We start from the raw sequence: 22,237 nt of genomic DNA on the forward strand, positions 1-22,237 counted from the left end.
TCATGACCGGTATCCGACGCCCCCCGACCGCTTCCGGTTGGGGGGCGTTTTTCTTTGAGCTTTTCATGAGACGTTTTTGTCGATGAGCGTATTGCCCGACTCGCTGGCCGGCTGGATCGCTACGGCGGTGCTGTTGTTCTGGTTCGTGGGCGCCTACAACCGGCTGGTGCGCCTGCGCGCGGCCGTGCTGCAGTCCTATGCCACGCTCGACGCGGCGCTGCGAAAGCAGCTCGACTTCGTTCAGGCCAGCATCACGGCCACGGCGCCGAAGGAGGCGCCACCAGACAGCCTGTCTTCGTCCGTGGCGCCGTTGCAGGCCGCCACCACCCAGCTTGCCTCGGTGCTCGGCGCAACCCGGCTGCGTCCACTCGATCCGGGTGCCATGGCCGCGCTCGCCACGGCGCTGCAGGTGCTGATCAACGCATGGCAGCGCCAGCATCCGGACGCAGCGGTTACCGTCTTCGATGCGGACGGCACGCTCTCGCGGCCCGCGCCGCTGCTGTCGGCTGGAATCGGTGCCAGCACAGAGGTTGGGCTGCCTGGCGCGGTCGAACCCATGGCATGGCCGGAGCCCTCGGCCTCGGCGGAAATTGCGCGCAGCCAGTTCAACGTGGCGGTAGGCCAGTACAACGCCGCGATCGTCCAGTTTCCGGCTTTGCTGGTGGCATGGTTGGTGCGTTTGCGTCCTGCCGCGCCGCTGCTCTGAGGCCGGTCGGCCGAAGTCGTATTTTTTTCTTAAATCCTGTGCGGCGCTGTGCGTCACGCGGGGCCGTTACCATCGCCCCAACTTGCCAGAACTATCTACCGATCATCCAGGCGGCAGCGCACCGCTGCTGCAACCGCCGTTGTGGCGCCAACTGCAATTGACCGCGGTGGCGCTCGCGTCGATTCGCGCCGGCAGTTCAGGCACCGTCGCTTTCGAATCCGTGGAGCCCGCCATGCGCCCCGGCGTGCAGGCACTCGGCTTTCAGGTGCTGCGCTGGCTTGGCCGCGCCGAAGCCCTGCGCCGCCACCTGGCCAAGCGCACCCCGCCGCCGCTGCCCGATGCATTGCTTTGCACCGCGCTGGCGCTGGCCTGGGATGCGCAGCATGCGCCGTACGAACCCTTCACCCTGGTCGACCAAGCCGTGGAGGCCGCCAAGCGCAACCCGGCCACGCGCGCGCAGGCGAGCTTCATCAACGCCTGCCTGCGCCGCTTCCTGAGGGAGCGCGACGAGCTCGTGGCCGCGACCGACCATGAGCCAGTCGCGCAGTGGAACCATCCGCGCTGGTGGATCGAGCGCCTCAAGCGCGACCATCCGCGCGACTGGCAGCGCGTGCTCACCGCAGACAACGCACACGCGCCGATGACCCTGCGCGTGAATGTGCAGAAGACCACCGTTCCTGCCTATCAGCTGGCGCTCGAAGCAATTGGTCTGGAGTCCGTTCGCGTGGGTGCGTCCGGCCTGCAATTGGCGCGCGCCCGGCCGGTGCAGCAACTGCCCGGCTTTGCCGACGGTGATTGCTCGGTGCAGGATGCCGCCGCGCAAATGGCAGCGCCGCTGCTGCTCGAAGGGCTGCTGCCCGCCGAGAGCGCCGCACCGCTGCGCGTGCTCGATGCCTGCGCCGCTCCCGGTGGCAAGACGGCCCACCTGCTCGAGGTAGGCGGCCCGAACGGCATCGAGGTCACTGCCCTTGAAGTCGACCCTGTTCGCAGCCGCCGCATCGACGAAACCCTGAGCAGGCTCGGACTGACCGCTAAAGTAGTAGTGGCCGATGCCGCACGTCCTTCTGCGTGGGGGGATGGCACGCCCTTCGACGCCATCCTGCTCGATGCGCCCTGCACGGCCTCGGGCATTGTCCGGCGCCACCCCGACGTGCGCTGGCTGCGCCGCGAGAGCGACACCGGCCAGCTGGCGGTGCAGCAAGCCGCGCTGCTGGCCGCGCTCTGGCCCTTGGTCCGGCCCGGCGGCCGGCTGCTCTATTGCACCTGTTCGGTGTTCCGCGAAGAGGGCTCGCAACAAATCGATGCGTTTCTTGCGCACAACACCAACGCCCGATTGAAGGCATCGCCGGGCCATTTGCTCCCCCAAAGCGGGGCGAATGCCCGCGCCGTCCCGGACAATCCCTCAGGTGATCACGACGGCTTCTTCTACGCCCTGCTTGAAAAACGTCCCGGTTAAAACTTGGGGTCGGCGCGGCTTGGCGCGGATGGCGGCGCTGCTGCTGGCGGTGGTGATGGTCACGCTGCTGGGCTGGCTGCCCCTGAGCGCCGCGGCGCAAGGGCGCAACGGCCCGTCAGTCACCCAGATGCGCCTGGAGCAGGCGGACGACGGCGTCTACCTCACGGCAGCCGTGCAGTTCGAGTTGCCCTCGCTGGTCGAAGAAGTGCTCGACAAGGGCATTGCAATCTACTTCGTGGCCGAGGCCGAGGTCTTCCAGGAGCGCTGGTACTGGACCGACCGCAAGGTCGCCCAGGTCACGCGCCACATGCGGCTTGCCTATCAGCCGCTCACGCGCCGCTGGCGCCTCAACGTATCGCCGGTGCCCATCACCGGCACCGCCGGGTTCGGCGTTTCGCTGAACCAGAACTTCGACAGTCTTTCCGACGCCATGGACGCCGTCAAACGCGTCGGCCGGCTGCGGCTGGGCGACCTGTCCGACATCGGCGACGAGGCGCAGCACCAGGTCGTGTTCCGCTTCCGGCTCGACACCTCGCAGCTGCCGCGCCCGTTCCAGATCGGCGTGGTCGGGCAGGCGGACTGGAACATCGTCGCCGAGCGGAGCGCCAAGCTGCCGCTGGAGAAGCAGCGGTGAGCACCAAACCGCGCAGCGGCGCAGCGGCCACACCCGCCGCTCGCCGTTCGCGCGCGGTCCGCTGGGCCGTGGGCGTCGGCGCCGCGCTGGTCACCGCCATCGGCCTGGTGCTGATGTTCCTGCTGGCGCAAGCCACCAACAACCGCGCGCTGTACGAGCGTTACTACGTGCGGCTCTTCGGCATCAACGTGGTGGTGGCGGTGCTGCTGGTGCTGGTCATCGGCTGGGTCGCTTTTCGCCTGCTGCGGCGGCTGCGCCAAGGCAAGTTCGGCAGCCGGCTGCTCATCAAGCTGGCCGCCATCTTTGCGCTGGTGGGTGTGGTGCCCGGTGCGCTGGTCTATGTGGTGTCTTACCAGTTCGTCGCGCGGTCGATCGAAAGCTGGTTCGACGTCAAGGTGGAGGGCGCGCTCGATGCCGGCCTCAATCTTGGCCGAGCCACGCTCGATTCGCTCTCCGACGACCTGGCCGCCAAGACCCGCGCGGCCAGTGCCCAGCTTGCGCAAGTGCCCGATGCGAGCGCGGGCCTCGCGCTCGAGCGCATTCGCGACCAGCTCCAAGCCAGCGACGTCGTGCTCTGGACGGGCACCGGGCAGCTCATTGCAGGGGCGGGCACCTCGCGCTTTCAGCTGAACCCCGAGCGGCCGACCATCCAGCAGTTGCGGCAAGTGCGCGCGGACCGCGCCATCGCCCATATCGAAGGCCTGGACGAAACCGCCGCGCCGGGGGCCAGCCTGCCGCCCGCCACGGTGCGCGCCATTGCGATGGTGCAGCGCCCCGGGTTCGACTTCGACACCGCGCCGCGCTTTCTGCAGGTGACGCAGCCGCTGCCGCCGGCCGTGGTGGCCAATGCGCTCGCCGTGCAAGAGGCCAACCGCGAATACCAGGAGCGTGCCCTGGCCCGAGAAGGCCTGCGGCGCATGTACATCGGCACCCTCACGCTGAGCCTGTTCCTGGCCGTGTTCGGCGCCGTGCTGCTCGCGGTTCTGTTCGGCAACCAGCTGGCGCGGCCGCTGCTTGTGCTGGCGGAAGGCGTTCGCCAGGTGGCCGCCGGCGACTTGCGGCCGACAGCCGTGCTGCAAGGCAAGGACGAGCTTGGCGGCCTGACCCGCTCCTTCGCCGTGATGACGCAGCAGCTGGCCGATGCCCGCGGGGCGGTCGAAAAGACCATGGGCCAGCTCGACGCCGCCCGCGCCAACCTGCAGACCATTCTGGACAACCTGACCTCCGGCGTGATCGTGCTCGACGCCAAGGGCACCATCCTTTCAACCAACCCCGGCGCCACGCGCGTGCTGCGCGCGCCGCTGGCCGCCTACGAAGGGCAGCCGCTGGCGCAGGTGCCCGGCCTGGCCGACTTTGGCAACAGCGTGCAACAGCAGTTCGACGAATTCCAGGTCGAGCGCCTGCAGCACGGCCTCGACCATTGGCAGCATGCCTTCGAGCTGCACGCCACCGGCACTGACCTGCCGCAGCAGGGCAGCGCCATCAACATCGTCGCCCGCGGTGCCGAACTGCCCGGCGCCGCACGGCTGCTGGTGTTCGACGACATCTCCGAAATCGTCTCGGCCCAACGTGCACAGGCTTGGGGCGAGGTCGCGCGCCGCCTGGCCCACGAAATCAAGAACCCGCTCACGCCCATCCAGCTCTCCGCCGAGCGGCTCGAGATGAAGCTCTCCGGCAAGGTCGCGCCGCCCGAGCAGGCCGTGCTCGTCAAGTCGGTCAAGACCATCGTCGACCAGGTCGACGCAATGAAGCGGCTGGTCAATGAGTTCCGCGACTATGCCCGCTTGCCGGCGGCCGACCTCAAGCCCATCGACCTGAATGCGCTGCTGACCGACGTGCTCCAGCTCTACAGCGCCGAGAACGCGCCCATCGCACTGCGCTCCGAGCTGGACGAGCGCTGCCCGCCCATTCGCGGCGATGCGCAGCAGATCCGCCAGGTCATTCACAACCTGCTGCAAAACGCGCAAGACGCCGCCGAGGCCGCCGCCAGTACCACCGGCAGGGCGGGCGAAGTCGTCATTCGCACCCGCCTGGGCGATTCGGGCCAGCGCGTGCGACTGACCGTGCAGGACAGCGGGCCCGGTTTTGCCGAGAACATTCTCAAGCGCGCCTTCGAGCCCTACGTCACCACGAAAACAAAAGGTACTGGTTTGGGGCTGGCCGTGGTCAAGAAGATCGCGGACGAGCACGGCGCCCGCATCGAGCTTTCCAACCGCGTTGTCGATGGGGCTGTAGCGGGGGCGCAAGTCTCGCTATCATTCGCGCTGGCAGGCGAGTCGCAAACAGCGGTCGCTCACACCGAAGATTCGAAGTCTTCCGCCGCCTGAGCGCGAAAGAAATCCATTGCGCTCAGTCGATGGATCGGCTGGCGGACCATACACACCATTGCAGACACCGGCGCATACAACAAGCAGCACTCATGGCAAACATTCTCGTGGTCGATGACGAGCTGGGCATTAGGGACCTGCTCTTCGAAATTCTCAATGACGAAGGCCACAACGTGGAGCTCGCGGAAAACGCCGCCGAAGCACGCGCAGCCCGGCAACGCGCACGGCCCGATCTCGTGCTGCTCGACATCTGGATGCCCGACACCGACGGCGTCACGCTGCTCAAGGAATGGTCCACCGCCGGCCTGCTGAGCATGCCCGTCATCATGATGAGCGGCCACGCCACCATCGACACCGCCGTGGACGCCACCCGCATCGGCGCCTTTGCGTTCCTCGAAAAGCCCATCACCCTGCAAAAGCTGCTCAAGGCGGTGGAGCAGGGCCTCGCCCGTGAAAGCGCCAGGCGCGCGGCCGCCGGCGTCGTGCCGCCGGCCACCGGAGTCAACCCGGCGGCAGCCATCACCACCACCGGCGACAGCCTGCTGCTCGCCTCGCTGGCTTCAGTGCCCGTGCCCGACGCCGGCCCGCAGTCGACCCAGAGCTTCGACCTGGACCGCCCACTGCGCGATGCACGCGACGGTTTCGAGAAGGCCTACTTCGAATTCCATCTCGCCATGGAGAACGGCTCCATGACCCGCGTTGCAGAGAAGACCGGGCTGGAACGCACCCATCTTTATCGCAAGCTCAAACAACTTGGCGTCGATCTTTCGAGAGGCCGCAGAAGCGCTGTATAATTTAAGGCTGCACACCAAGGCCCGGTAGCTCAGTTGGTAGAGCAGCGGATTGAAAATCCGCGTGTCGGTGGTTCGATTCCGCCCCAGGCCACCAATACTACTTACGCGGTTCTCCGCTTGAGTCCAAAAGCCCTAAGTAAATCAATTACTTAGGGCTTTTTCATTGCGCTTGCTTCCGCTTCGGGTGCTCCCGAGGCATCGCGCAGTAACTTTCTCGGTAACCGCGCCTCCAGAGTAAGAGGCGAGCAACTGCAGCGCGATACATCCAAATCCCGACTCAACGTTGGCCAAAGCTCTCAGATGAACCTTCGCCGCCCGAAACCTGTACGCCGAGCGAAGCTAACAGGGGCATCGATCCGACGGAGCAAGCTCGTGACCGACTGCAGTCGGCCACAAGCAGACTTGGACGGCGCTTTCACACAGGAGACGGGGTGATCCACAAATTCAGAGAGGTGATCGCAAGCAGCGGGTACCTCACCGATGTTGAGGTGAGTGAGGATATTGTCGTGGGCCGGGCTCGAGTGTTGGCAGCGCAAGCTGACGTTTGGGTCAACGTCGATCCTGAACTTGAGGACGGAGAAGAACTGGACGCTACCGCTCTGCTGCGCGGCATCGACCGGATACTCGGCGTCTCGCCAACGCAGTGGGGCCTGATCATCGACCAGATCGTAGGCGAAATTGAGGCGGCCGTCGGTGACGAACCAGTGCAGGAAACCACCAGCCTGCGCTCCGAATTGGTCTTGAAGTCTGTCGTTGTGTTCGCCGCGGCGACACTTCTGCGCTTCGAAGCGCCGCGCCAGTTTCCCGACAGCTGGATCCATGCTCAGCTTGACGAACAACTTGCTCTCGATGACCTTGCCGTCGACGCGCGAGAAGTGGATGCAGAAACGGTGCCGTTCAACACAGTTGACGAGCCGCTGGACCACTTCAGCGGCGAGGACAACGAGCAGCGAGAATCGTAGAAAAGAGACCGTCTTCGACGGCGATCCGATAGTCCCCGTTCTCATGCACCGAGCCATGGATGCCCGACAGGAAGAGACGCCCAGCGGCTCAATGCGCAGCACGACAGCCGGTCAGCATGCCGGTGATCGCTATGCATCCAGCGCTCTTCAACGAAGCTGGCCGCAGTAGCATCCCTGCTACAGCCCGCTTGCGGCCAGAAGCCGTCTCTCGCTGTCGACGGCTGATTGGGAAACACCCCTTTTTTTGCTGGAGAAACAAATGGCTCGTCATATTGTTTTCACACCGAAGGCTGCCAAGCCACCGCAGACATACAGTCAGGCCGTCAAAGCCGCTGGCCTCGTTTTCGTCTCCGGCACCTCGCCAGCGGACGTCGTCACAGGTGCAATAGTGGGCAGCACAATCCAGGAGCAAACCCGACAGTGCCTGACCAACGTGCAAGCGATTCTTGAGGAAGCAGGTAGCTCCATGGACAAGGCGGTGAGCTTCACCGTCGTCCTCGCGGACGAGGATGACTTCGTGGGCATGAACGAGGAGTGGCTCAGGTGGTTTCCATCCAATCCGCCTGCGCGGCAGGGAGCGAAGCTGCCTGCACGAATTCCGGGCCTGAAGATTTCGATCGCGGCTGTCGCCGAGGCCTAGTATTGAACTTCGGCCTTCGGCCTTCGGCGAAAGGCGGACCTTCGTCATTGCCCCTCAGGTTCAATCGACCCCATCATGGAGAAGCCGATGCTGATTGTTCTCGGCGGGCTACCCGGCACCGGAAAAACTGCCATAGCGTGCGAGCTTGTTGCGCGTTCGCCCTCCGCCTATCTACGCATCGACTTCGACGCCTCCGGCGGAGGCGCCGATGACAACGATGTTTCTGACAGTCTGCTCATGGGCCATGCACCACTGTAGCGCTTTGGTCACTGTCCCGCGGCATACCCTTGCTGCCGATAAACTGAGGGCTCGGGCCGCACTGAGAACCAAATTGCCGTTTCAGATCGGTTCATACCTTGGGCTAGGCCGCATCCCTCATGGTCCGTAAGAACGCCCACTCCTGGGACGCGGAGTGGGCGCTGCGCGATTTCAGATTTGCGAGTGTCGGCTTCCGAGCGGATTGAGCAGCGCCGACGAGGACGCAGTGCCGCAGGCTGGCTCGAATCGGCCGGTGCCAAATCGATGCCTGTCTCTCCTTCAACTCTGCCGAGCGCCTAGCATGCGGCGAAGCAGATCCCTCAGGATCTGCTGATCGGACGCGCTGAGCCGCTCCGTGAGCGGTGCCAATGCTTGCTGCGTCTGCGCGTGCAGGCGTTTGACGAGCTCCGTGCCCTCGCTTGTCAGAAAAACGTCCGTCGCTCTGCCGTCTTCTGCGTTCGGCGCGCGCGCCACCAAGCCTCTCTTTTCTGCCCTGGCGATGAGTCCCGACATCGTCTGCTTCTCGAGGCCGAGATAGTCGGCGAGCTCGGCCATTCGCGGCCGCCGGTCCCACAGGATTCCAAGGACGCGGTTCAGCGTAAGGGACAAGTCGTTCTCGGCACCGACCTTGGTGAGTATGGCCATCGTGGCAAAGGCAATCGGCACAAGTGCATCGGCCAGTCCTTCTCCGGTCCCGGGGTCTTGATTCATGGATTTGTGCTTCTTCATCTCGGCTTCCATGTTGACATAGTTCGTAGTACGCATCAATAATAGATCGCACTACGAACTATATTCGGGCGCGTGAAGCACGTCCCCCCCTGATGTGAGCCCTTTTAAACCTGCCGTCATCACGACGGTCGAACCACTGCCGCGCTACGCCCACTTGACGGGGTCCATGTCCGACGATTCAGGTCACCTGGCGGGTGACCGGAAAGCCTCTCCATGAACCTTCGCCTGTCCTCCCTGCTCGCGTGCTGTGGGCTGGCATTGCTGTTGGCCGCCTGCGGCAGCGCGCATTTGCGCGCGCCGGTTTCCGTTGACCTGCCCGAAGTCTGGCGCGCGCCGTTGCCGCATGGCGGGTCCACGGCAGCACTCGTGGATTGGTGGAAGGCCTTTCCCGATCCGACGCTCGCCGACCTGATCGCACGCGCTCAGGCCGGCAATCCGACCCTGCAGATCGCCGCGGCCAGGCATCGGCAGGCGCGTGCGTGGGTCGACCAAGCTCGCGCCGGCTTGCTGCCGCAACTCGACGTTGATGCCGGATCGAGCCGGGGTAAAAACCTCAACAGCATTCCCGGTGTTTCCACCCAGTCAGATGCCCAATTCAGTGCCAGTTGGGAGATCGACGTGTTCGGCGGCAAGCGCTCCGAGGTTGACGAGCAGGCGGCGCGGGCCGCTGCCGCCCAGCATGACTGGCATGCTGCGCGGGTGACACTGGCAGCCGACGTAGCGGCAGCCTACGTGAACCTGCGGCTGGCGCAGGCACGCGAGGAGGTTGCCGAGCTCGACGGTCTGCTGGCGGCCCAGCTTGCCGCATGGGGTCGCCAGCAGCAGGCGGCCGGGCTCATGAACGCGAGCGACTTGGCCCTGCTGCACACAGGCGCATCGCTCGCCGCCAGCCGTCGCAGCACCGAGCGGGCCGAGGCACAAGTGACACTGCAGGAGCTGGCCTTGCTGATAGGCGCGCCGGCGGCTGCGCTGGCGGGCGAGTTGGAGGCCTCCGCCTTGCCAACGGACTGGGCGCCGCCCGGCCGTGTGCTGCCCAGCGTGCCCGCGTTCGCGGTCAACGCGTTGCCATCGCAGTTGCTGGCGCAGCGGCCCGACGTGGCCGCCAGCCACCAGCGCTGGCTGGCCTTGCTGGCCAAGCGCCGCAGTGTGGATGCCCGCCGGTACCCGCAGCTCAGCCTGGGCGCGTTGGCCGGAGAAGCGCGCTTGCGTGTGGGCGGGCAGAGCTCGATGAGCTCGCTCTGGTCCTTCGGCCCGAGTTTGACGCTGCCGCTTTTCGATGGCGGGGCACGCCGTGCCGAGAGCCAAGCCGCGCTGGCCGAGGGCGAAGAAGCGGCGGCGGCTCTGCAGGGCAAGTGGCAAAGCGCCGTCACCGAGGTCGAGGAAGCGCTCGAGCGCGTGGCAGCCACACGCGAGCGCCGGGGCGAGGCCGAATCGGTGGCGCGTGAATGGCGAGGCATCGCACAGCGCGCCGTCCTTCAGGCCCAAGCCGGTCTGCACAGCGGTCCGCAACGCGTCACTTCGCAGCGCAATGCCCTGACAGCGCACCGCGACCTACTTACCGCGCAAGCGGATCAGGCGCAGGCCTGGTTCCGTCTGTACCGCAGTCTTGGCGGAGGCTGGAACGCCGACCCAAGCTCCACCAATCAACTGACTGCTCAGCCATGAAGCCTCACGTCGTCCTTGTTCTCGCTGCGCTCGCATGTCTTTCCACGGTCGTCGTGGCCACCTTCGCGACGCGCCGGGCGGACGCCTCGTCCAACGAACCCCCAGTCGCACTTGCCGCACTGACGGTCAAACGCACCTCCGCCGTTGCGCAGCAATGGCCGCAGACGCTCGCCGCGGTCGGCAGCATCGCCGCCTGGCAGGAGGTGGTCATCGGCGCCGAGATCGGCGGCCAGCGCCTGTCGCGTCTCTTGGTCGACGTCGGCGACCGGGTGAAAGAGGGGCAGCTGCTGGCCCAGCTCAGCCCAGGCACGCTCGCAGCCGATCTGGACGCGAGCCGTGCTGCGCTTCAGGAAGCGGAAGTCAATGCCGCAGATGCAAGCCGCTCGGCCGCTCGTGCCCGGGCACTGCGGGGCACCGAGGTCCTGTCTGCCCAAGCCATCGATCAGGCCTCGGCGGCCGGTGATGCTGCGCAAGCCCGCCTGGCCGCAGCGCGCGCGCGTGTGCAAACAGACACGCTGCGACTGGCGTACACCCAGGTGCGCGCGCCGGACGACGGAGTGATCAGTGCCCGGCCGGCGGTTGAAGGCGCGCTCGTCCAACAGGGGGCAGAGATCATGCGCCTGCAGCGTCAGGGCCGGCTTGAGTGGCGCGCCGAATTGCCGGGTCCGGAACTCGCACGCGTAAGACCCGGCCAGACGGTGCGCATCGCACCGGGTGGCATGCAAGCCATGGAAGGCCGCGTGCGCAAGGTCGCGCCGCAGGTCGACCCGCAAAGCCGCACCGGCATCGTGTACGTCGAACTCAACCCCGGTGCTCCTGTGCGGGCCGGCTTGTTCGCCCGCGGCGAGCTTCTGCTGGACCAGCACACGGTCCTGACCCTGCCGGAAACCGCCGTCCTGCTGCGCGACGGTTTCAGCTATGTCTTCCGCATCGAAGGCGGCAAGGTGCGGCAGCAGAAGGTGACGCTGGGCGCGCGGCGTGGTGACCGGGTCGAGATACGCGACGGATTGCTCGCCGACGCCGCGGTCGTCGAATCGGGCGTCGGCTTTCTCGCGGACGGCCTGACGGTGCGCGTCGCGGCAGCCGGTCCGGATATGTCCCCCGAGCCCATTGCACGCTGAAGGGATGACCATGAACTTCTCAGCCTGGTCGATTCGCAAACCCGTGCCGGCCATCCTGCTGTTCGCCATGCTCACGGCCGCAGGGCTGTTCGCGTTCCGTGCGGCCAAGGTGCAGAACTTCCCGGACGTCGACCTGCCCATGATCACCGTCGTCGCCAGCTTGCCGGGTACGGCGCCCGCCCAGATGGAAACCGAAGTGGCACGCAAGCTGGAAAACGCGATGGCCACCATGAAGGGGCTCCGACACCTGCACACGAGCGTCCAGGATGGCACGGCCACGGTCTCGGCGGAGTTCCGTTTGGAAAAGCTGCCGCAGGAAGCCTTGGACGACACCCGTGCGGCCGTGGCCCGCGCGCGAACAGACCTGACTGCAGCTTTGCGCGATCCCGTGATCAGCAAGTTCGAATTCAAGAATGATCCGATCCTGACTTACACGGCGTCATCGCCGCGCCTGAACGACGAAGCGCTCTCGTGGTTCGTGGACGACCAGGTCACCCGCCGTTTGCTTGCCGTGCCCGGTGTCGGTGCCGTCACCCGCGTGGGCGGGGTCAGCCGCGAAGTGCGCGTGGAACTGGACCCGGATCGACTCCTGTCGTTGCGCTTGAGTGCAGCCGACGTCTCGCGACGGCTCGTCCAGGTGCAACGCGAGGCCCCGGGCGGACGTGTCAGGCTCGGCAGCGGTGAGCAAACCGTGCGCACCGTCGGGACCGCGTCCTCGGCCGCCGCCCTCGCGGCCATGGAGATTCCCTTGCCGGATGGCCGCATCGTGCGCCTGGATCAGCTGGCCACCGTGACCGATGCGCAGGCCGAGCGCCGCAGTGGCGCCTACCTCGACGGCAAGCCGGTGGTCGGTTTCGAGATCCTGCGTACCACGGGTGCCGGCGATATCGACGTTGCCAACGGCGTGCGCCAAGCGCTCGCCGCATTGAAGGCGGAGCAGCCGGACATCGAACTCACAGAGGCGTTGAACGCCGTCGATCCGGTCGTGGAGAACTTTGAAGGCAGCATGTGGCTGCTCATCGAAGGTGCGGTGCTCGCGGTGCTGGTGGTGGGACTCTTCCTGCGCGATATCCGAGCGACCTTCATCAGCGCCATGGCGCTGCCGCTGTCCATCATTCCCACCTTTCTGCTCATGCACTGGATGGGGTTCACGCTGAACATCATCACCTTGTTGTCCCTGTCGCTGGTGGTGGGCATCCTGGTGGATGACGCCATCGTCGAAATCGAGAACATCATGCGCCACTTGGCGCAAGGCAAGGAGCCGCTGGCGGCTGCCCGCGAGGCGGCCGACGAGATCGGGCTGGCAGTGATCGCCACCACCTTCACGCTGATCGCCGTCTTCCTGCCCACCGCCTTCATGGGAGGCTTGGCCGGCAAGTTCTTCGTGCAGTTCGGCTGGACGGCGTCTATCGCCGTGTTTTTCTCGCTCGTCGTGGCACGGCTGCTCACGCCCATGATGGCGGCCTACCTGCTGAAGACGCCGCCCCGTCCACCTGCCGAGCCATTCTGGATGCCGGCATATCTGAAGGCTGCGCGCTGGGCGTTCACGCACAAGGCCGCGACACTGGCGATGATGACCGCCTTCGGCGTCGCCAGTTGCACGCCGCTGTTCACGGGTGCGATCAAGGGCGACTTCATGCCGCCGGGCGACCTGAGCCAGACACGGATCAGCGTCGAGTTGCCGCCGGGCAGCACTTTCGAACAAGCGCATGCCGTTGCCGAGCAGGCTCGCTTCGCCGTGGCAAAACATCCTGATGTGACCATGGTCTACACCGCCGTGGGCGGTGGCAGCGCCGGAGGCAGTCCAGGGAGCAGTGCGGCCGAGGCGCGCAGGGCGAACATGACGTTGAACCTGACCCCGCGCAAGGAGCGTCCGGGCCGGAGCCAGCAGCAAATCGAGCGCGAATTGCGCGCACTCCTGCAGGACGTGGCCGGCGCACGCGTCAAGGTGGCCGCGAACGAAGCCTACACACTGGTGCTCTCCGGCGCGGACGGCGAGCTGCTGGCGCAGCAGGCAGCTAAGGTCGAGCAGGAACTGCGCAGCTTGGCGGGTATCGGCCAGGTGACCAGCAGCTCGAGTCTGCAGCGACCTGAGTTGATCGTCCGACCGGACACCGCGCGCGCCGCGGACCTGGGCGTGAGCACGGACGCGATTGCAGACACAGTGCGCGTGGCCACTCTGGGCGACTACGACCAGTTCCTGCCGAAGCTGAACTTGAGCCAGCGCCAGGTGCCTATCGTGGTGCGGCTGCCCGACGAAGCGATGCGAGACCTCGAACTGTTGCGGCAACTTACGGTACCGGGCGCTCGCGGCCCGGTGCCGCTGCGCGACGTCGCGGAGGTGGAGATCGCCAGTGGCCCCGCGCAGATCAACCGCCTGGACCGTCTGCGCAACGTGAATTTCGAGATCGAACTCAATGGTCAGGCACTGGGTGATGTGCAGCAGCGCGCCGCCGCACTTCCCAGCCTGTCCCACCTGCCGCCTGGCCTGGTGAAGAACGACGTCGGACCAGCGGAAACTTCCAACGAGCTCGGCAGGAGTTTCCTCTTGGCGATGGGCACGGGCGTGGCTTGCATCTACATCGTGCTAGTCCTGCTGTTCCACGCCTGGGTGCAGCCGGTCACGATCCTCTGGGCCTTGGCTTTGTCGATCCCGGGAGCAGTCCTGGCGCTGTTCGTGACCGGCACCAACCTCAGCATGCCCGCCATGATCGGAGTGATCATGCTGATGGGCATCGCCACCAAGAACTCCATCTTGCTGGTGGAGTACGCCATCGCAGCGCAGCGCGATCGCGGCTTGCCCAGGCTCGACGCGCTGCTCGATGCCTGCCATAAGCGCGCACGGCCCATTGTGATGACGACCGTCGCCATGGGTGCCGGCATGCTGCCGATCGCCCTTGGGTTCGGGGCCGACCCGAGCTTTCGCGCGCCAATGGCGATCGTCGTGATCGGCGGCCTCGTCACCTCCACCTTCCTGAGCCTGCTGGTGATTCCGGTTCTCTATGAGGTCATTGACAACCTGGTCCAGAGTTGCAGGCCGGAGCGTTGGTTGCCAATGCACGGAGGTGCCTCAATCGTCAATCGCATGTTTCCCAAAGCCTGAGCCGGGTCGTCGCCAGCACGGCTGGCCTCCGAACTCGCTCACCAGTTCCCCTCGTTTTCCCCACAACGCCTGCATACCTCGATCATTCATATGAACGCCCTTCAAAAGCTCGTGCTCATAGCGATAGTGCTAGCCAGCACCGCGTGCGCCAGCCACTCCGGGAAACATCAGGTCGCGCTTCCGGTTCCCGAAACATCGAGTGTGGCGAATGCCATGAGTCCCGACCCGGAGGCGGCGGACGGTGACCCCGCTGACCTGGATGCCGAAGCGGCCGACGAACACGATGGGGTGCGCGATCCGTGGGAGGGCTTCAACCGAAAGATCCACGGCTTCAACAACGCAGCCGACACGCTGGTTCTCCGCCCCCTGGCGGTGGGTTACAACACGATCACGCCCGCTCCTGTACAAGCGGGCGTTTCGCGCTTCTTCGCCAACCTGCGCATCCCTGCGACGGCAGTGAACCAAGCCCTTCAGGGACGGCCGGGACATGCGGCGCAATCGATCGGGCGACTCGTCGTCAATACCACCGTCGGCATCGGTGGTCTTTTCGATCCGGCTTCAAGCTTCGGCATGGTGCGGCGTCACGATGAGGACCTCGGCCAGACCCTGGCGATCTGGGGCTGGCGTGGTTCGCGCTTTCTGGTGGTTCCACTGCTCGGTCCGCGCACGCTACGCGACGCGGTGGCCATCGCGGGCGACGAACCGTTGTCGCCCATCGGGCAGATTCAGGACAACGGCACGTCGAACGGATTGCTATTGCTGCAGACAGTCGTTGGGCGTGCGCAAATGCTGCCCCTGGACAAGTTCCGCCGCGACGCGTTCGATGACTATCTGCTCGTGCGCGAGGCTTGGGTTCAGCGACGCATTCACCAGATTCGACAGGGCGTGGACGATGAGTGACAGCTCATCGAGCTGTATGCCCATTCTCGCAACGCGAACTGTATCGACCACATGGCGGCTATCGCGGTGCAGCACGGCCGCTTGCTCCATGCGATTGCTCGAGGTGAGGCTGTCGGCCTTGACGCTGAAGGTGCAGATCTCGCGGGCTCGAGCATTTGGCCTGTATCGGCGCCAGACTCAGTGCTGCCGGCTCGAATAGCTAGACCGACTTTTAATGTGCGTGATCCAAGTGAGCACACGCCGGTACCCGATCACGATACCCGTCACGCTGACCAGCAGCCCTCCCAGGCTGAAGACGATCAGCACGGCCTCCCGCAGGGCTGACGCGCGCAGCATCGCCGGCAGGTCCCAGCTGTGCAGGAAACTGAAAAGCCATCGGCCCACGCGCTGCGATCTGTCCGCGTTCAGCGCCACGTCTCCGGTTCGCACGTCCAGGTACACCCAGGTGTCGTGAGGATCGCCGAAGCGAAGCTTCACCACCGGCAGACCGCGCTCCGCGGCACCCATCATCGCTTCGGGCTTTCTCTCGTAGTAGTACGCGTCGTAGCGCTCGAGCTCCTCCTGCGTCAGGATGGGCGCAGCAAGCAGCCGCGTCGCCGCATGCACGAGGTCCGCCCGAGGCCATCCGTCGAGCACACGATACCGATCCTTCTCCTGCACGATCAAACGAGTGTCGTTGGCGGCATTGCGCGCAAGAATGAACGGGCGGCCGTCGAGGACCCGCCATTCCAATTCGCTTGCAGCAAAGCGAGAGGCTTCCAGAAGCCTGAGTGCCTGTGCGACCGGAATATCCAGCCGCGCCGCCCCGGGAACATTTCCGCGGTACTGCGCCATGTCAGGACGGGGCCCCCTGGCATCGAAGATGCCTGCCGGGTTCATCGACATCAGGCCGCTGAAGATCCATGTGAAGACAATCGACGCGAAGGCCAGCCCCAGCACATGGTGCCAACGCAGATGGAACTCGCGGTAGGGAGAACGCGAGCCGGACTTGTAGCGGCCACTGAAGCGCCAGCGCCAGATGCCGGCCACGGTGCCGGTGACCGAGGTCAGAACGCACACAGCGGACAGCACGATCACGGTCCAGCTCCAGACGGGGTCGACAGACCGGTCACGGAACATGTAGGCCCAGTGCAGCCACGCGCCGACGTAGTTCCACATCCGCTGCGCGTGCGGTGCGTCCATCACGACCTGGCCGGTGGCGGAAGAAACGTACAGCCGCGTGTGCGCCGCGTCGTCCATCTCGACGACGTGCAGCGGGCGGTGTGCATCGAGGCCGCGCGAGTGCGTCCACCGGTCCTCCCGAACGAGACCCACGTATTCACCTTGGCCGCCGCCGACGAAGAGCCGCGCCGCGTTCAGCGCCGAACCGGCATCGGCCGGTGGCACCGGCTTTCCTTCGGCCGCGTCCACCAGCAGGTACTTGCCCTCGGCCGTGCGGACGCGGTAGGTCGGCCTTCCACTCACGCGGGTCAGGACGACCTCCTGCGCGCGTCCGCCTGCGCCAGCTGCGGGCAGCGCCACGTCGACCGGCACGCAGCACCGCGCGGGATCGAGCGCGGGCAGTGCCCGCATCCGCTCCCACGGCGTGAGCTTCGGATAACCCACGAACAGCATGACCACACCGCTCACGAACCACAGTGCCATCAGCACGCATGCCCCTACGCCCGTCCAGCGGTGGACGAGATAGGTCAGGCGCTTCATGCGCTTGCCCAGCGACATCTTGAAGCTCCCGTGCTCAGAACCGGTGATGGGCGGTCAGCTCGAAGCGGCGCCCGTCTCCGACAAACCACTGCGTGTTGGTGTAGTACGCCGTCGTGTAGTAGCGCTTGTTGAAGATATTGAAGCCGCGAAGGGTCACCGTGGTGTCGGGCGTGACCTGCCACCGGAGCGCCAGGTCCGTCGTGGTGTAAGCGGGCAGCGTCAAGGTGTTGGCGCTATTCGCATACCGCTTGCCCACGTAGCGCAGGCCGGAACTCAGCGTCCATTTCGGCAGGAAGTTCCAGCTCACCCACACGTTCGCAAGCCGCTCGGGCACATCGGCCGGCACATTCCCCGCACGCGAAACGGCAATGCCCCGCACGGTTTCCGAGAAGTCGTCGTACCGCGCGCGCAGCACGGCCGCGTTGGCATCCAACTGCCAGCCGGAAGCGAAGGCCATTGACACGTTGGCTTCGAGTCCCCGCGACGAGCGCTGGCCGACCTGGATGCTCTGCGCCGGGTTGTTCGGGTCGCGCGTGACCAGGTTGTTCTTGGTGATGTGGTACGCCGCCAGGCTCCATTCACCGCGCTGGTCCCAGAACGTCTGCTTCACGCCGACTTCGGCCTGCTTGCCCGTGGAGAGATCGAACTTGCTGTTCGCCGGCGACAGCATGAGCAGCCCGCTCACCGGGTCCGCGGCCTTTGCGTACTGCGCGTACAGCGCAAGGTTCGGGACGATCTCGAACACGGTCCCGATGCGCCACCCGGTGTGGGAGAAAGACTTGTCGAACGCCGCCGTGCCGGCCACCAGATCGCGCCGCGATAGGCGCGCGTGGTCGTGGCGCAGGCCCGCGACCAGGGACCATCGATCGCTCAGTTCGAGCCGGTTCTCCGCGAACACCGCCGACTGCCTCGCCTCGTTGCGGTAGCGGGGAATGAAGGGCACGGCGCTGACGAAGTAGCCGGGGATCGGATTCAGTGGGTCGACGGACGGCGACGAGCCGACGTAGGTGTTGTTCGTGTGCGTGAATGAGCTCGAGTTGATGTCGAACCCCACGGAGGCCTGGTTGTTCAGGCCGAACAGAGTGCCCTTGAAAGTCGCATCGGTCGTGTTCCCCGTTTGCGACTGGTCGTGCCGGATCTGCGTGTTGCCGGACCGGTCGATCAGGCCTGTTCGCACGTTGTAGGCATACGACTCCGCGTTGCGCCAGTAGCGCTTGCTGTCGATGCGGTAGAGGCGGCTTCGCACCGTGGTGTCCGCGCTCGGCGTCCATTGCGCCGCCAGCTCGGTCCAGTGGTCCCGGTACTGGATGGTGCTGTCGCCCACGTTGTAGTTCTTCTCTCGCAGCGCTGGGAGTTGCTGTCCGTTGATCAGCGGTGTTCCGAAATAGCGCATCGGGTTCTGCCTGCCCTGGGCATGGCTGAGCCGCAGGCTGAACTCGGGAGAGACGTCCAGTTGAACCGCGCCCGAGAACGTCCGGTTGCGCGAATCGCCGCTGTCCACCCAGCCGTCGGAGCGGTCGCCGCTGACATCCAGCCGGTACGACAGCCTGTCGTTGATGGCCCCGCCGCTGCCGAAGGCCAGTCTTTGCGTGTTGTGGGTTCCGATGGTGGCCTGCACCTCGTTCTCGATCGGCCCGCGGCGGGCCTTCTTGGGGATCACGTTGACCACGCCACCGATGGCGCCGTCGCCGTAGATGACCGATGCCGGCCCACGAAGAACCTCGATGCGATCGATCGACCAGGTGTCGAACGGAAAGGTCACGCCGACGCCGCCGTACTGGCGCGTGCCGTCGTACAGCCGCATCACGGAGGTCGAATCGGTGAATCCGCGTGCAGCCAGGGAGGAGCCTCCGTTGCCGGGATGGGCCAGGCTGCTGATGCCGGTCGACCGCGTGATGGCGTCGACGACGTTCGCATCACCGCGCTGCTCGAGTTGCTCGCGCGTGATGGTGCCCACGCTCGCCGGTGTCTGGAATGGCGTAATGCCCAGGTTCGAACCTGTTGCGACGGGCGCGCCAAGGCCGCTGTCGTGGGTGGCAGTGACCGACACGACGGGAAGCGCGGGTTGTTGTTCGGCGGCGGCATGGGCCGGCGTGGCCAGCCAGGGAAACGCCGCGCCCAGCGCGAGCGGAAAAATGGTCTTCTTCATGGATGCTCTCTGCGGCACCCATCGGGGTGCCGGCTTGTCTGCGGAAACGAAAGAGACTGCGTGCGCCGCAAGGGTCAGAAGACCGGTGCAGGCGTCACGCGCGTCGGAATCTCGATCGGGTCAGCAGAGAGCGGGAGGGCCGCGCGCGGGCAACGGCGCGGCGGTGGCTGCGGCGAGACGCGCAGCCGGAATCGACTGGACAGCGTGGCCCAGCGGCAAGATGCCAGGGAGATCGCCCGCCTGCGCCGCGGGCGGTGGCGCGCCGGTCAGCACGCACATCGGGCAGTCGAGGTGACTGGCGCCGAGCTCGCGTGCGCCGTCATCGGTCTGCACAACGACCTTGATGGCGCCTGCAGCCGAACACACCAGTTCCATCTCTTGTGGATGGACCATGGGCGATGCCACTGCCACGCCCAGCGACAACACGAACCAGGCCAGCACGAAGCGGACGAGATTGCGGACATGACGCAGGGCAGGCATGCGCTGGATTATGAGTCAGGTGAAAGACTGGTCGGAACGGATTCTTGGAATTCCGCGCGGGCAAGTGGGATGCCCGCATTTCCTCAACACCGGAATGTCTGTGGCACTTCACTCTCGGCTGCCAGGCGCTCTCGGTAGAAACAGCCGAAATACGCAGCCCATCCCTTCGGCGCTATAGAGCGAGACCCGCCCGCCGTGGCGAGCAGCCACAGTCTTGACGAATGCGAGGCCGAGCCCGGCGCCGTGACTCCGGCCGCCGCCATGGTCACCGCGTTCAAACGGCTCGAAGACCGTAGCTTGCCGATCCGCCGCGATGCCGGGCCCTTGGTCTTGGATGCGGACTGCCCAGCAATCCCCGTGCAGCTCGATGGCGCACCCGATCGTCGAACCGGGCGGAGAGTGTTTGATGGCGTTGTCCAGAAGGTTGTCGATTGCGCGCGAGACCAGGTCGCGGTCGATGCGGCAGAAAGCTTTGGTCGCGCTGCTTGGGTCGAGCACCACCTGAATCTGATTGCTTGCATGCGCTTCCCAGGCGTCGTCGATGCATTCGTTCAGAAGAGCCGGAAGGTTGCGCAGTTCAATCCGGTAGGGCTGCGACCGGGCACGTGCCAGTTGGATGAAGCCCTCCGACAGTGCCAAGGCCTTGTGCGCATGCCGGGCGATCCGCTCCCGAAACTGTGCCGCTGTCATCGCGGCGGGGTCGTGTCGATTGAGCTCAAGCAGGGTGACTATGGCTGTCTGCGGCGCGCGAATGTCGTGGCTCAGAAAGTGGATTGCATCGTCATGCTGGCGCTGGGCCCGCCGCATTTCGCTCACGTCGACAAGGCTGAAGATCCACCCTGCATGTTGTCCATCAATGCTGAGCGACGGTGCATGTTTCACCAGCAGATCGCGGTCTGCCTGATCCCGTGCCTGCACCGCGCCCGCAAGGGGGTGGCGCGCCAACGAGGCTGGCGTGGCTACAGGCTGGTTGTCGTCGACTGAGCGCACCTGCCGCATGAGCTCAACGATCGACAAGTTCTGCAACGCTTCGGCCGAGTCAGCGTTGAAATAACGTGCCGCGGCGGCATTGGCCAAGCGTATGTCGCCGTGCTTGCCGCATACGAGCGTCGCGTCGGGCAGGTTGTCGAGACTGTCGCTCACGAGCTGGTGCACGTTGCGCAGGTGCTGTGCCGCAACCGCAAGTCCCTTGATGCGCCGGTCGAGGAAGTCGCCGGACGAATGCATTCGCATCGCAGGCACTTGCGCGATGCTCGCGCTTGCGCGCAAGTGTGCGGACGCCTCAATCAGGTACCTTGTCGCTGCGTTCAGTCGGCCCCAGCTCCACAAGGTGTATGCCGTGCCCAAGCCCAGTATTCCTGCGGCGGGGGCGAACTGCAAACGGAACGCAACGGTGCCGATTCCGGAGACCACCAGCAATGCCAAGGCCAGCGCGCCGGTCATCAGCAACGCGGAAACCGGTTCGAGAACAGCCATGCCGACAAAGGCAAGCAATACAACCGATGTGTTGACGCCCGTGTTCAACCAAAGTGGAGCGTTCGTCACTTCATGACGGTTCAGCAGGCTCTCCAGGATGTTGGCGTTGACTTCAACGCCCGGCATCAAGCCGGCGTCGTCGGTCGCCGGCGTTTCATAGAGGCCACCCAGCGACGCGGCGGTGGTGCCCACTAAAACATACTTGCCGCGAAACGTGCCCGGCGGGACCGTCCCCGCGAGCACATCGATGTACGAGATGCGCCGAAAGTGCCCGGCCGGTCCCGCGAACGGCACCATCAGTTTGTGCGAGCGCTCCCAATCGAGCCACTTGCCGGAGGGCGGCGTGTGAAGGTGGTCCTCTCCTTCCGGACTGCCTGGCAAATCCTTGGAGAAGCGTGTCGGGTCGCCCACGCGAAGCACTGCGAGACTGAAGTGGTCCATCTCGAATCCTCGCAGGCCTTCACGCAGATAGATCTTGCGCAAGATGCCGTCATCGTCGACAGGCAAGCGGTCAAGCCCCACGCGGTTTGCACTCGCCACAAGAGGGCATCCAGGTTGCAGGGTCAGTGGACTGCTGCCTTCGTACATCTGGATCGGCAATACGATCTTCCCACTCTGCTCCAGGGCCGCCGCCAGTGCCTTGCTGTCTTCGACAGAATGCGGATCCGATTCCGAGATCGGAATGTCGAAGCCGATCGCAAGCGGCGTGTCTTTCGTGAGGCGCTCGATCAACGCGGCGTGGGTGGACCGGCGCCAGGGCCAGCTTCCCAGCGCCGCAATACTCCGTTCATCGACAGCCACCACGATCACGCTGCTCTTGCGCACATCGCGGCCTTGCAATGCGACGAGCGTGTCCTGCCAGATGCGGTTCGGCTGTCGCACGACTCCCAACGCATCCAGTCCCAAAACCAGCATGAGCGCGAAACCCGCGAGACCCACCCACCGGATCCAGCGCCTGTACCGGTGTCGGGCGTGAGCCTTCGGATTGAAGTGCCCAGACCGGCGTGCGTGCATATCCAGGCCTGCATACGGCCAGAGGTACTCGGGTATTGGCGCTTTCAACTGCCTTCAGCTCCCGTGGTCGCGGGCATTCCCTGGGTGGCTCTCTGTGGGATTCTGGAACGGTGCGTGAAATG

17 protein-coding genes and 1 tRNA gene are annotated in these 22,237 nt (G+C 65.4%); 13 read left to right on the plus strand and 5 right to left on the minus strand.

Going from position 1 to position 22,237, the window contains the following annotated elements:
- The first annotated feature begins 82 nt into the window (after positions 1-82).
- The 9 genes from GOQ09_RS03075 to GOQ09_RS26170 all read left to right on the plus strand — a co-directional run bounded on the left by GOQ09_RS03075 (position 83) and on the right by GOQ09_RS26170 (position 7,777).
- A complete protein-coding gene (locus tag GOQ09_RS03075) occupies positions 83-706 on the plus strand; it encodes a lema family protein (RefSeq protein ID WP_157611829.1) in 624 nt (207 codons plus the stop codon).
- 127 nt (positions 707-833) lie between these two features.
- Positions 834-2,162, plus strand: coding sequence for a 16S rRNA (cytosine(967)-C(5))-methyltransferase RsmB (gene rsmB / locus GOQ09_RS03080; RefSeq protein ID WP_157616559.1), 1,329 nt, complete (start codon positions 834-836; stop codon positions 2,160-2,162).
- 28 nt (positions 2,163-2,190) lie between these two features.
- Positions 2,191-2,796 carry a DUF4390 domain-containing protein gene (locus GOQ09_RS03085; protein WP_207309914.1) on the plus strand — a complete coding sequence of 202 codons (606 nt, stop codon included), beginning with the start codon at positions 2,191-2,193 and terminating at the stop codon, positions 2,794-2,796.
- Complete coding sequence (locus GOQ09_RS03090) at positions 2,793-5,123, plus strand: sensor histidine kinase (protein ID WP_157611831.1); 2,331 nt, start codon at positions 2,793-2,795, stop codon at positions 5,121-5,123. Before GOQ09_RS03085 ends, GOQ09_RS03090 begins: the two co-directional genes overlap by 4 nt.
- Before the next feature lie 92 nt (positions 5,124-5,215).
- A complete protein-coding gene (locus GOQ09_RS03095; RefSeq protein ID WP_157611832.1) occupies positions 5,216-5,917 on the plus strand; it encodes a response regulator in 702 nt (233 codons plus the stop codon).
- 18 nt (positions 5,918-5,935) lie between these two features.
- Positions 5,936-6,011 (plus strand) — tRNA-Phe (locus GOQ09_RS03100).
- A gap of 337 nt (positions 6,012-6,348) precedes the next feature.
- Positions 6,349-6,879 carry a cytochrome C5 gene (locus GOQ09_RS03105; protein WP_157611833.1) on the plus strand — a complete coding sequence of 177 codons (531 nt, stop codon included), beginning with the start codon at positions 6,349-6,351 and terminating at the stop codon, positions 6,877-6,879.
- Between the two features lie 259 nt (positions 6,880-7,138).
- Entirely contained in the window at positions 7,139-7,519 is a 381-nt protein-coding gene (locus tag GOQ09_RS03110; RefSeq protein ID WP_157611834.1) for a RidA family protein, read from the plus strand.
- 87 nt (positions 7,520-7,606) lie between these two features.
- On the plus strand, positions 7,607-7,777 hold the full coding sequence (locus GOQ09_RS26170; protein WP_207309915.1) for a hypothetical protein: 171 nt from the start codon (positions 7,607-7,609) through the stop codon (positions 7,775-7,777).
- Positions 7,778-8,056: 279 nt separating this feature from the next.
- On the opposite strand, the gene GOQ09_RS03120 is transcribed toward GOQ09_RS26170, so the two are convergent.
- The gene (locus GOQ09_RS03120; protein WP_207309916.1) at positions 8,057-8,518 is read right to left on the minus strand and encodes a MarR family winged helix-turn-helix transcriptional regulator; all 462 of its coding nucleotides are present in this window, start codon (positions 8,516-8,518) and stop codon (positions 8,057-8,059) included.
- A 201-nt stretch (positions 8,519-8,719) separates the two neighbouring features.
- On the opposite strand from GOQ09_RS03120, the gene GOQ09_RS03125 reads away from it, so the two are divergent.
- From GOQ09_RS03125 to GOQ09_RS03140, 4 genes are all read left to right on the plus strand, one after another.
- Positions 8,720-10,171 (plus strand): efflux transporter outer membrane subunit, encoded by a 1,452-nt coding sequence (locus GOQ09_RS03125; protein WP_157611835.1) that lies wholly within the window; start codon positions 8,720-8,722, stop codon positions 10,169-10,171.
- Positions 10,168-11,292: an efflux RND transporter periplasmic adaptor subunit gene (locus tag GOQ09_RS03130; protein WP_157611836.1), complete on the plus strand. Its 1,125-nt coding sequence runs from the start codon at positions 10,168-10,170 to the stop codon at positions 11,290-11,292. Before GOQ09_RS03125 ends, GOQ09_RS03130 begins: the two co-directional genes overlap by 4 nt.
- A gap of 10 nt (positions 11,293-11,302) precedes the next feature.
- Positions 11,303-14,395, plus strand: a complete 3,093-nt coding sequence (locus GOQ09_RS03135; RefSeq protein ID WP_157611837.1) for an efflux RND transporter permease subunit — start codon at positions 11,303-11,305, stop codon at positions 14,393-14,395.
- Between the two features lie 90 nt (positions 14,396-14,485).
- Positions 14,486-15,295 carry an MlaA family lipoprotein gene (locus GOQ09_RS03140; RefSeq protein ID WP_157611838.1) on the plus strand — a complete coding sequence of 270 codons (810 nt, stop codon included), beginning with the start codon at positions 14,486-14,488 and terminating at the stop codon, positions 15,293-15,295.
- Positions 15,296-15,472: 177 nt separating this feature from the next.
- Here GOQ09_RS03140 and GOQ09_RS03145 read toward each other — a convergent pair whose 3' ends face one another.
- The 4 genes from GOQ09_RS03145 to GOQ09_RS03160 form a co-directional block, all read right to left on the minus strand.
- Positions 15,473-17,014, minus strand: coding sequence for a PepSY domain-containing protein (locus GOQ09_RS03145; RefSeq protein WP_157611839.1), 1,542 nt, complete (start codon positions 17,012-17,014; stop codon positions 15,473-15,475).
- A 16-nt stretch (positions 17,015-17,030) separates the two neighbouring features.
- Positions 17,031-19,145: a TonB-dependent receptor gene (locus GOQ09_RS03150; RefSeq protein WP_207309917.1), complete on the minus strand. Its 2,115-nt coding sequence runs from the start codon at positions 19,143-19,145 to the stop codon at positions 17,031-17,033.
- Between the two features lie 120 nt (positions 19,146-19,265).
- Complete coding sequence (locus GOQ09_RS03155) at positions 19,266-19,625, minus strand: hypothetical protein (RefSeq protein WP_157611840.1); 360 nt, start codon at positions 19,623-19,625, stop codon at positions 19,266-19,268.
- A gap of 108 nt (positions 19,626-19,733) precedes the next feature.
- Positions 19,734-22,040, minus strand: coding sequence for a CHASE2 domain-containing protein (locus GOQ09_RS03160; RefSeq protein ID WP_207309918.1), 2,307 nt, complete (start codon positions 22,038-22,040; stop codon positions 19,734-19,736).
- Between the last annotated feature and the right edge of the window lie 197 nt (positions 22,041-22,237).

It is taken from the genome of Variovorax paradoxus (genome assembly GCF_009755665.1).
GTDB lineage: Bacteria > Pseudomonadota > Gammaproteobacteria > Burkholderiales > Burkholderiaceae_C > Variovorax > Variovorax paradoxus_G.

Bases quoted from the DNA above. Each gene is read 5' to 3' on its own strand.
- GOQ09_RS03075 (WP_157611829.1), top strand. From the start codon at position 83: ATGAGCGTATTGCCCGACTCGCTGGCCGGCTGGATCGCTACGGCGGTG.
- GOQ09_RS03085 (WP_207309914.1), top strand. From the start codon at position 2,191: ATGGCGGCGCTGCTGCTGGCGGTGGTGATGGTCACGCTGCTGGGCTGG.
- GOQ09_RS03095 (WP_157611832.1), top strand. From the start codon at position 5,216: ATGGCAAACATTCTCGTGGTCGATGACGAGCTGGGCATTAGGGACCTG.
- GOQ09_RS03110 (WP_157611834.1), top strand. From the start codon at position 7,139: ATGGCTCGTCATATTGTTTTCACACCGAAGGCTGCCAAGCCACCGCAG.
- GOQ09_RS26170 (WP_207309915.1), top strand. From the start codon at position 7,607: ATGCTGATTGTTCTCGGCGGGCTACCCGGCACCGGAAAAACTGCCATA.
- GOQ09_RS03120 (WP_207309916.1), bottom strand. From the start codon at position 8,518: ATGGAAGCCGAGATGAAGAAGCACAAATCCATGAATCAAGACCCCGGG.
- GOQ09_RS03125 (WP_157611835.1), top strand. From the start codon at position 8,720: ATGAACCTTCGCCTGTCCTCCCTGCTCGCGTGCTGTGGGCTGGCATTG.
- GOQ09_RS03130 (WP_157611836.1), top strand. From the start codon at position 10,168: ATGAAGCCTCACGTCGTCCTTGTTCTCGCTGCGCTCGCATGTCTTTCC.
- GOQ09_RS03135 (WP_157611837.1), top strand. From the start codon at position 11,303: ATGAACTTCTCAGCCTGGTCGATTCGCAAACCCGTGCCGGCCATCCTG.
- GOQ09_RS03140 (WP_157611838.1), top strand. From the start codon at position 14,486: ATGAACGCCCTTCAAAAGCTCGTGCTCATAGCGATAGTGCTAGCCAGC.
- GOQ09_RS03145 (WP_157611839.1), bottom strand. From the start codon at position 17,014: ATGTCGCTGGGCAAGCGCATGAAGCGCCTGACCTATCTCGTCCACCGC.
- GOQ09_RS03150 (WP_207309917.1), bottom strand. From the start codon at position 19,145: ATGAAGAAGACCATTTTTCCGCTCGCGCTGGGCGCGGCGTTTCCCTGG.
- GOQ09_RS03155 (WP_157611840.1), bottom strand. From the start codon at position 19,625: ATGCCTGCCCTGCGTCATGTCCGCAATCTCGTCCGCTTCGTGCTGGCC.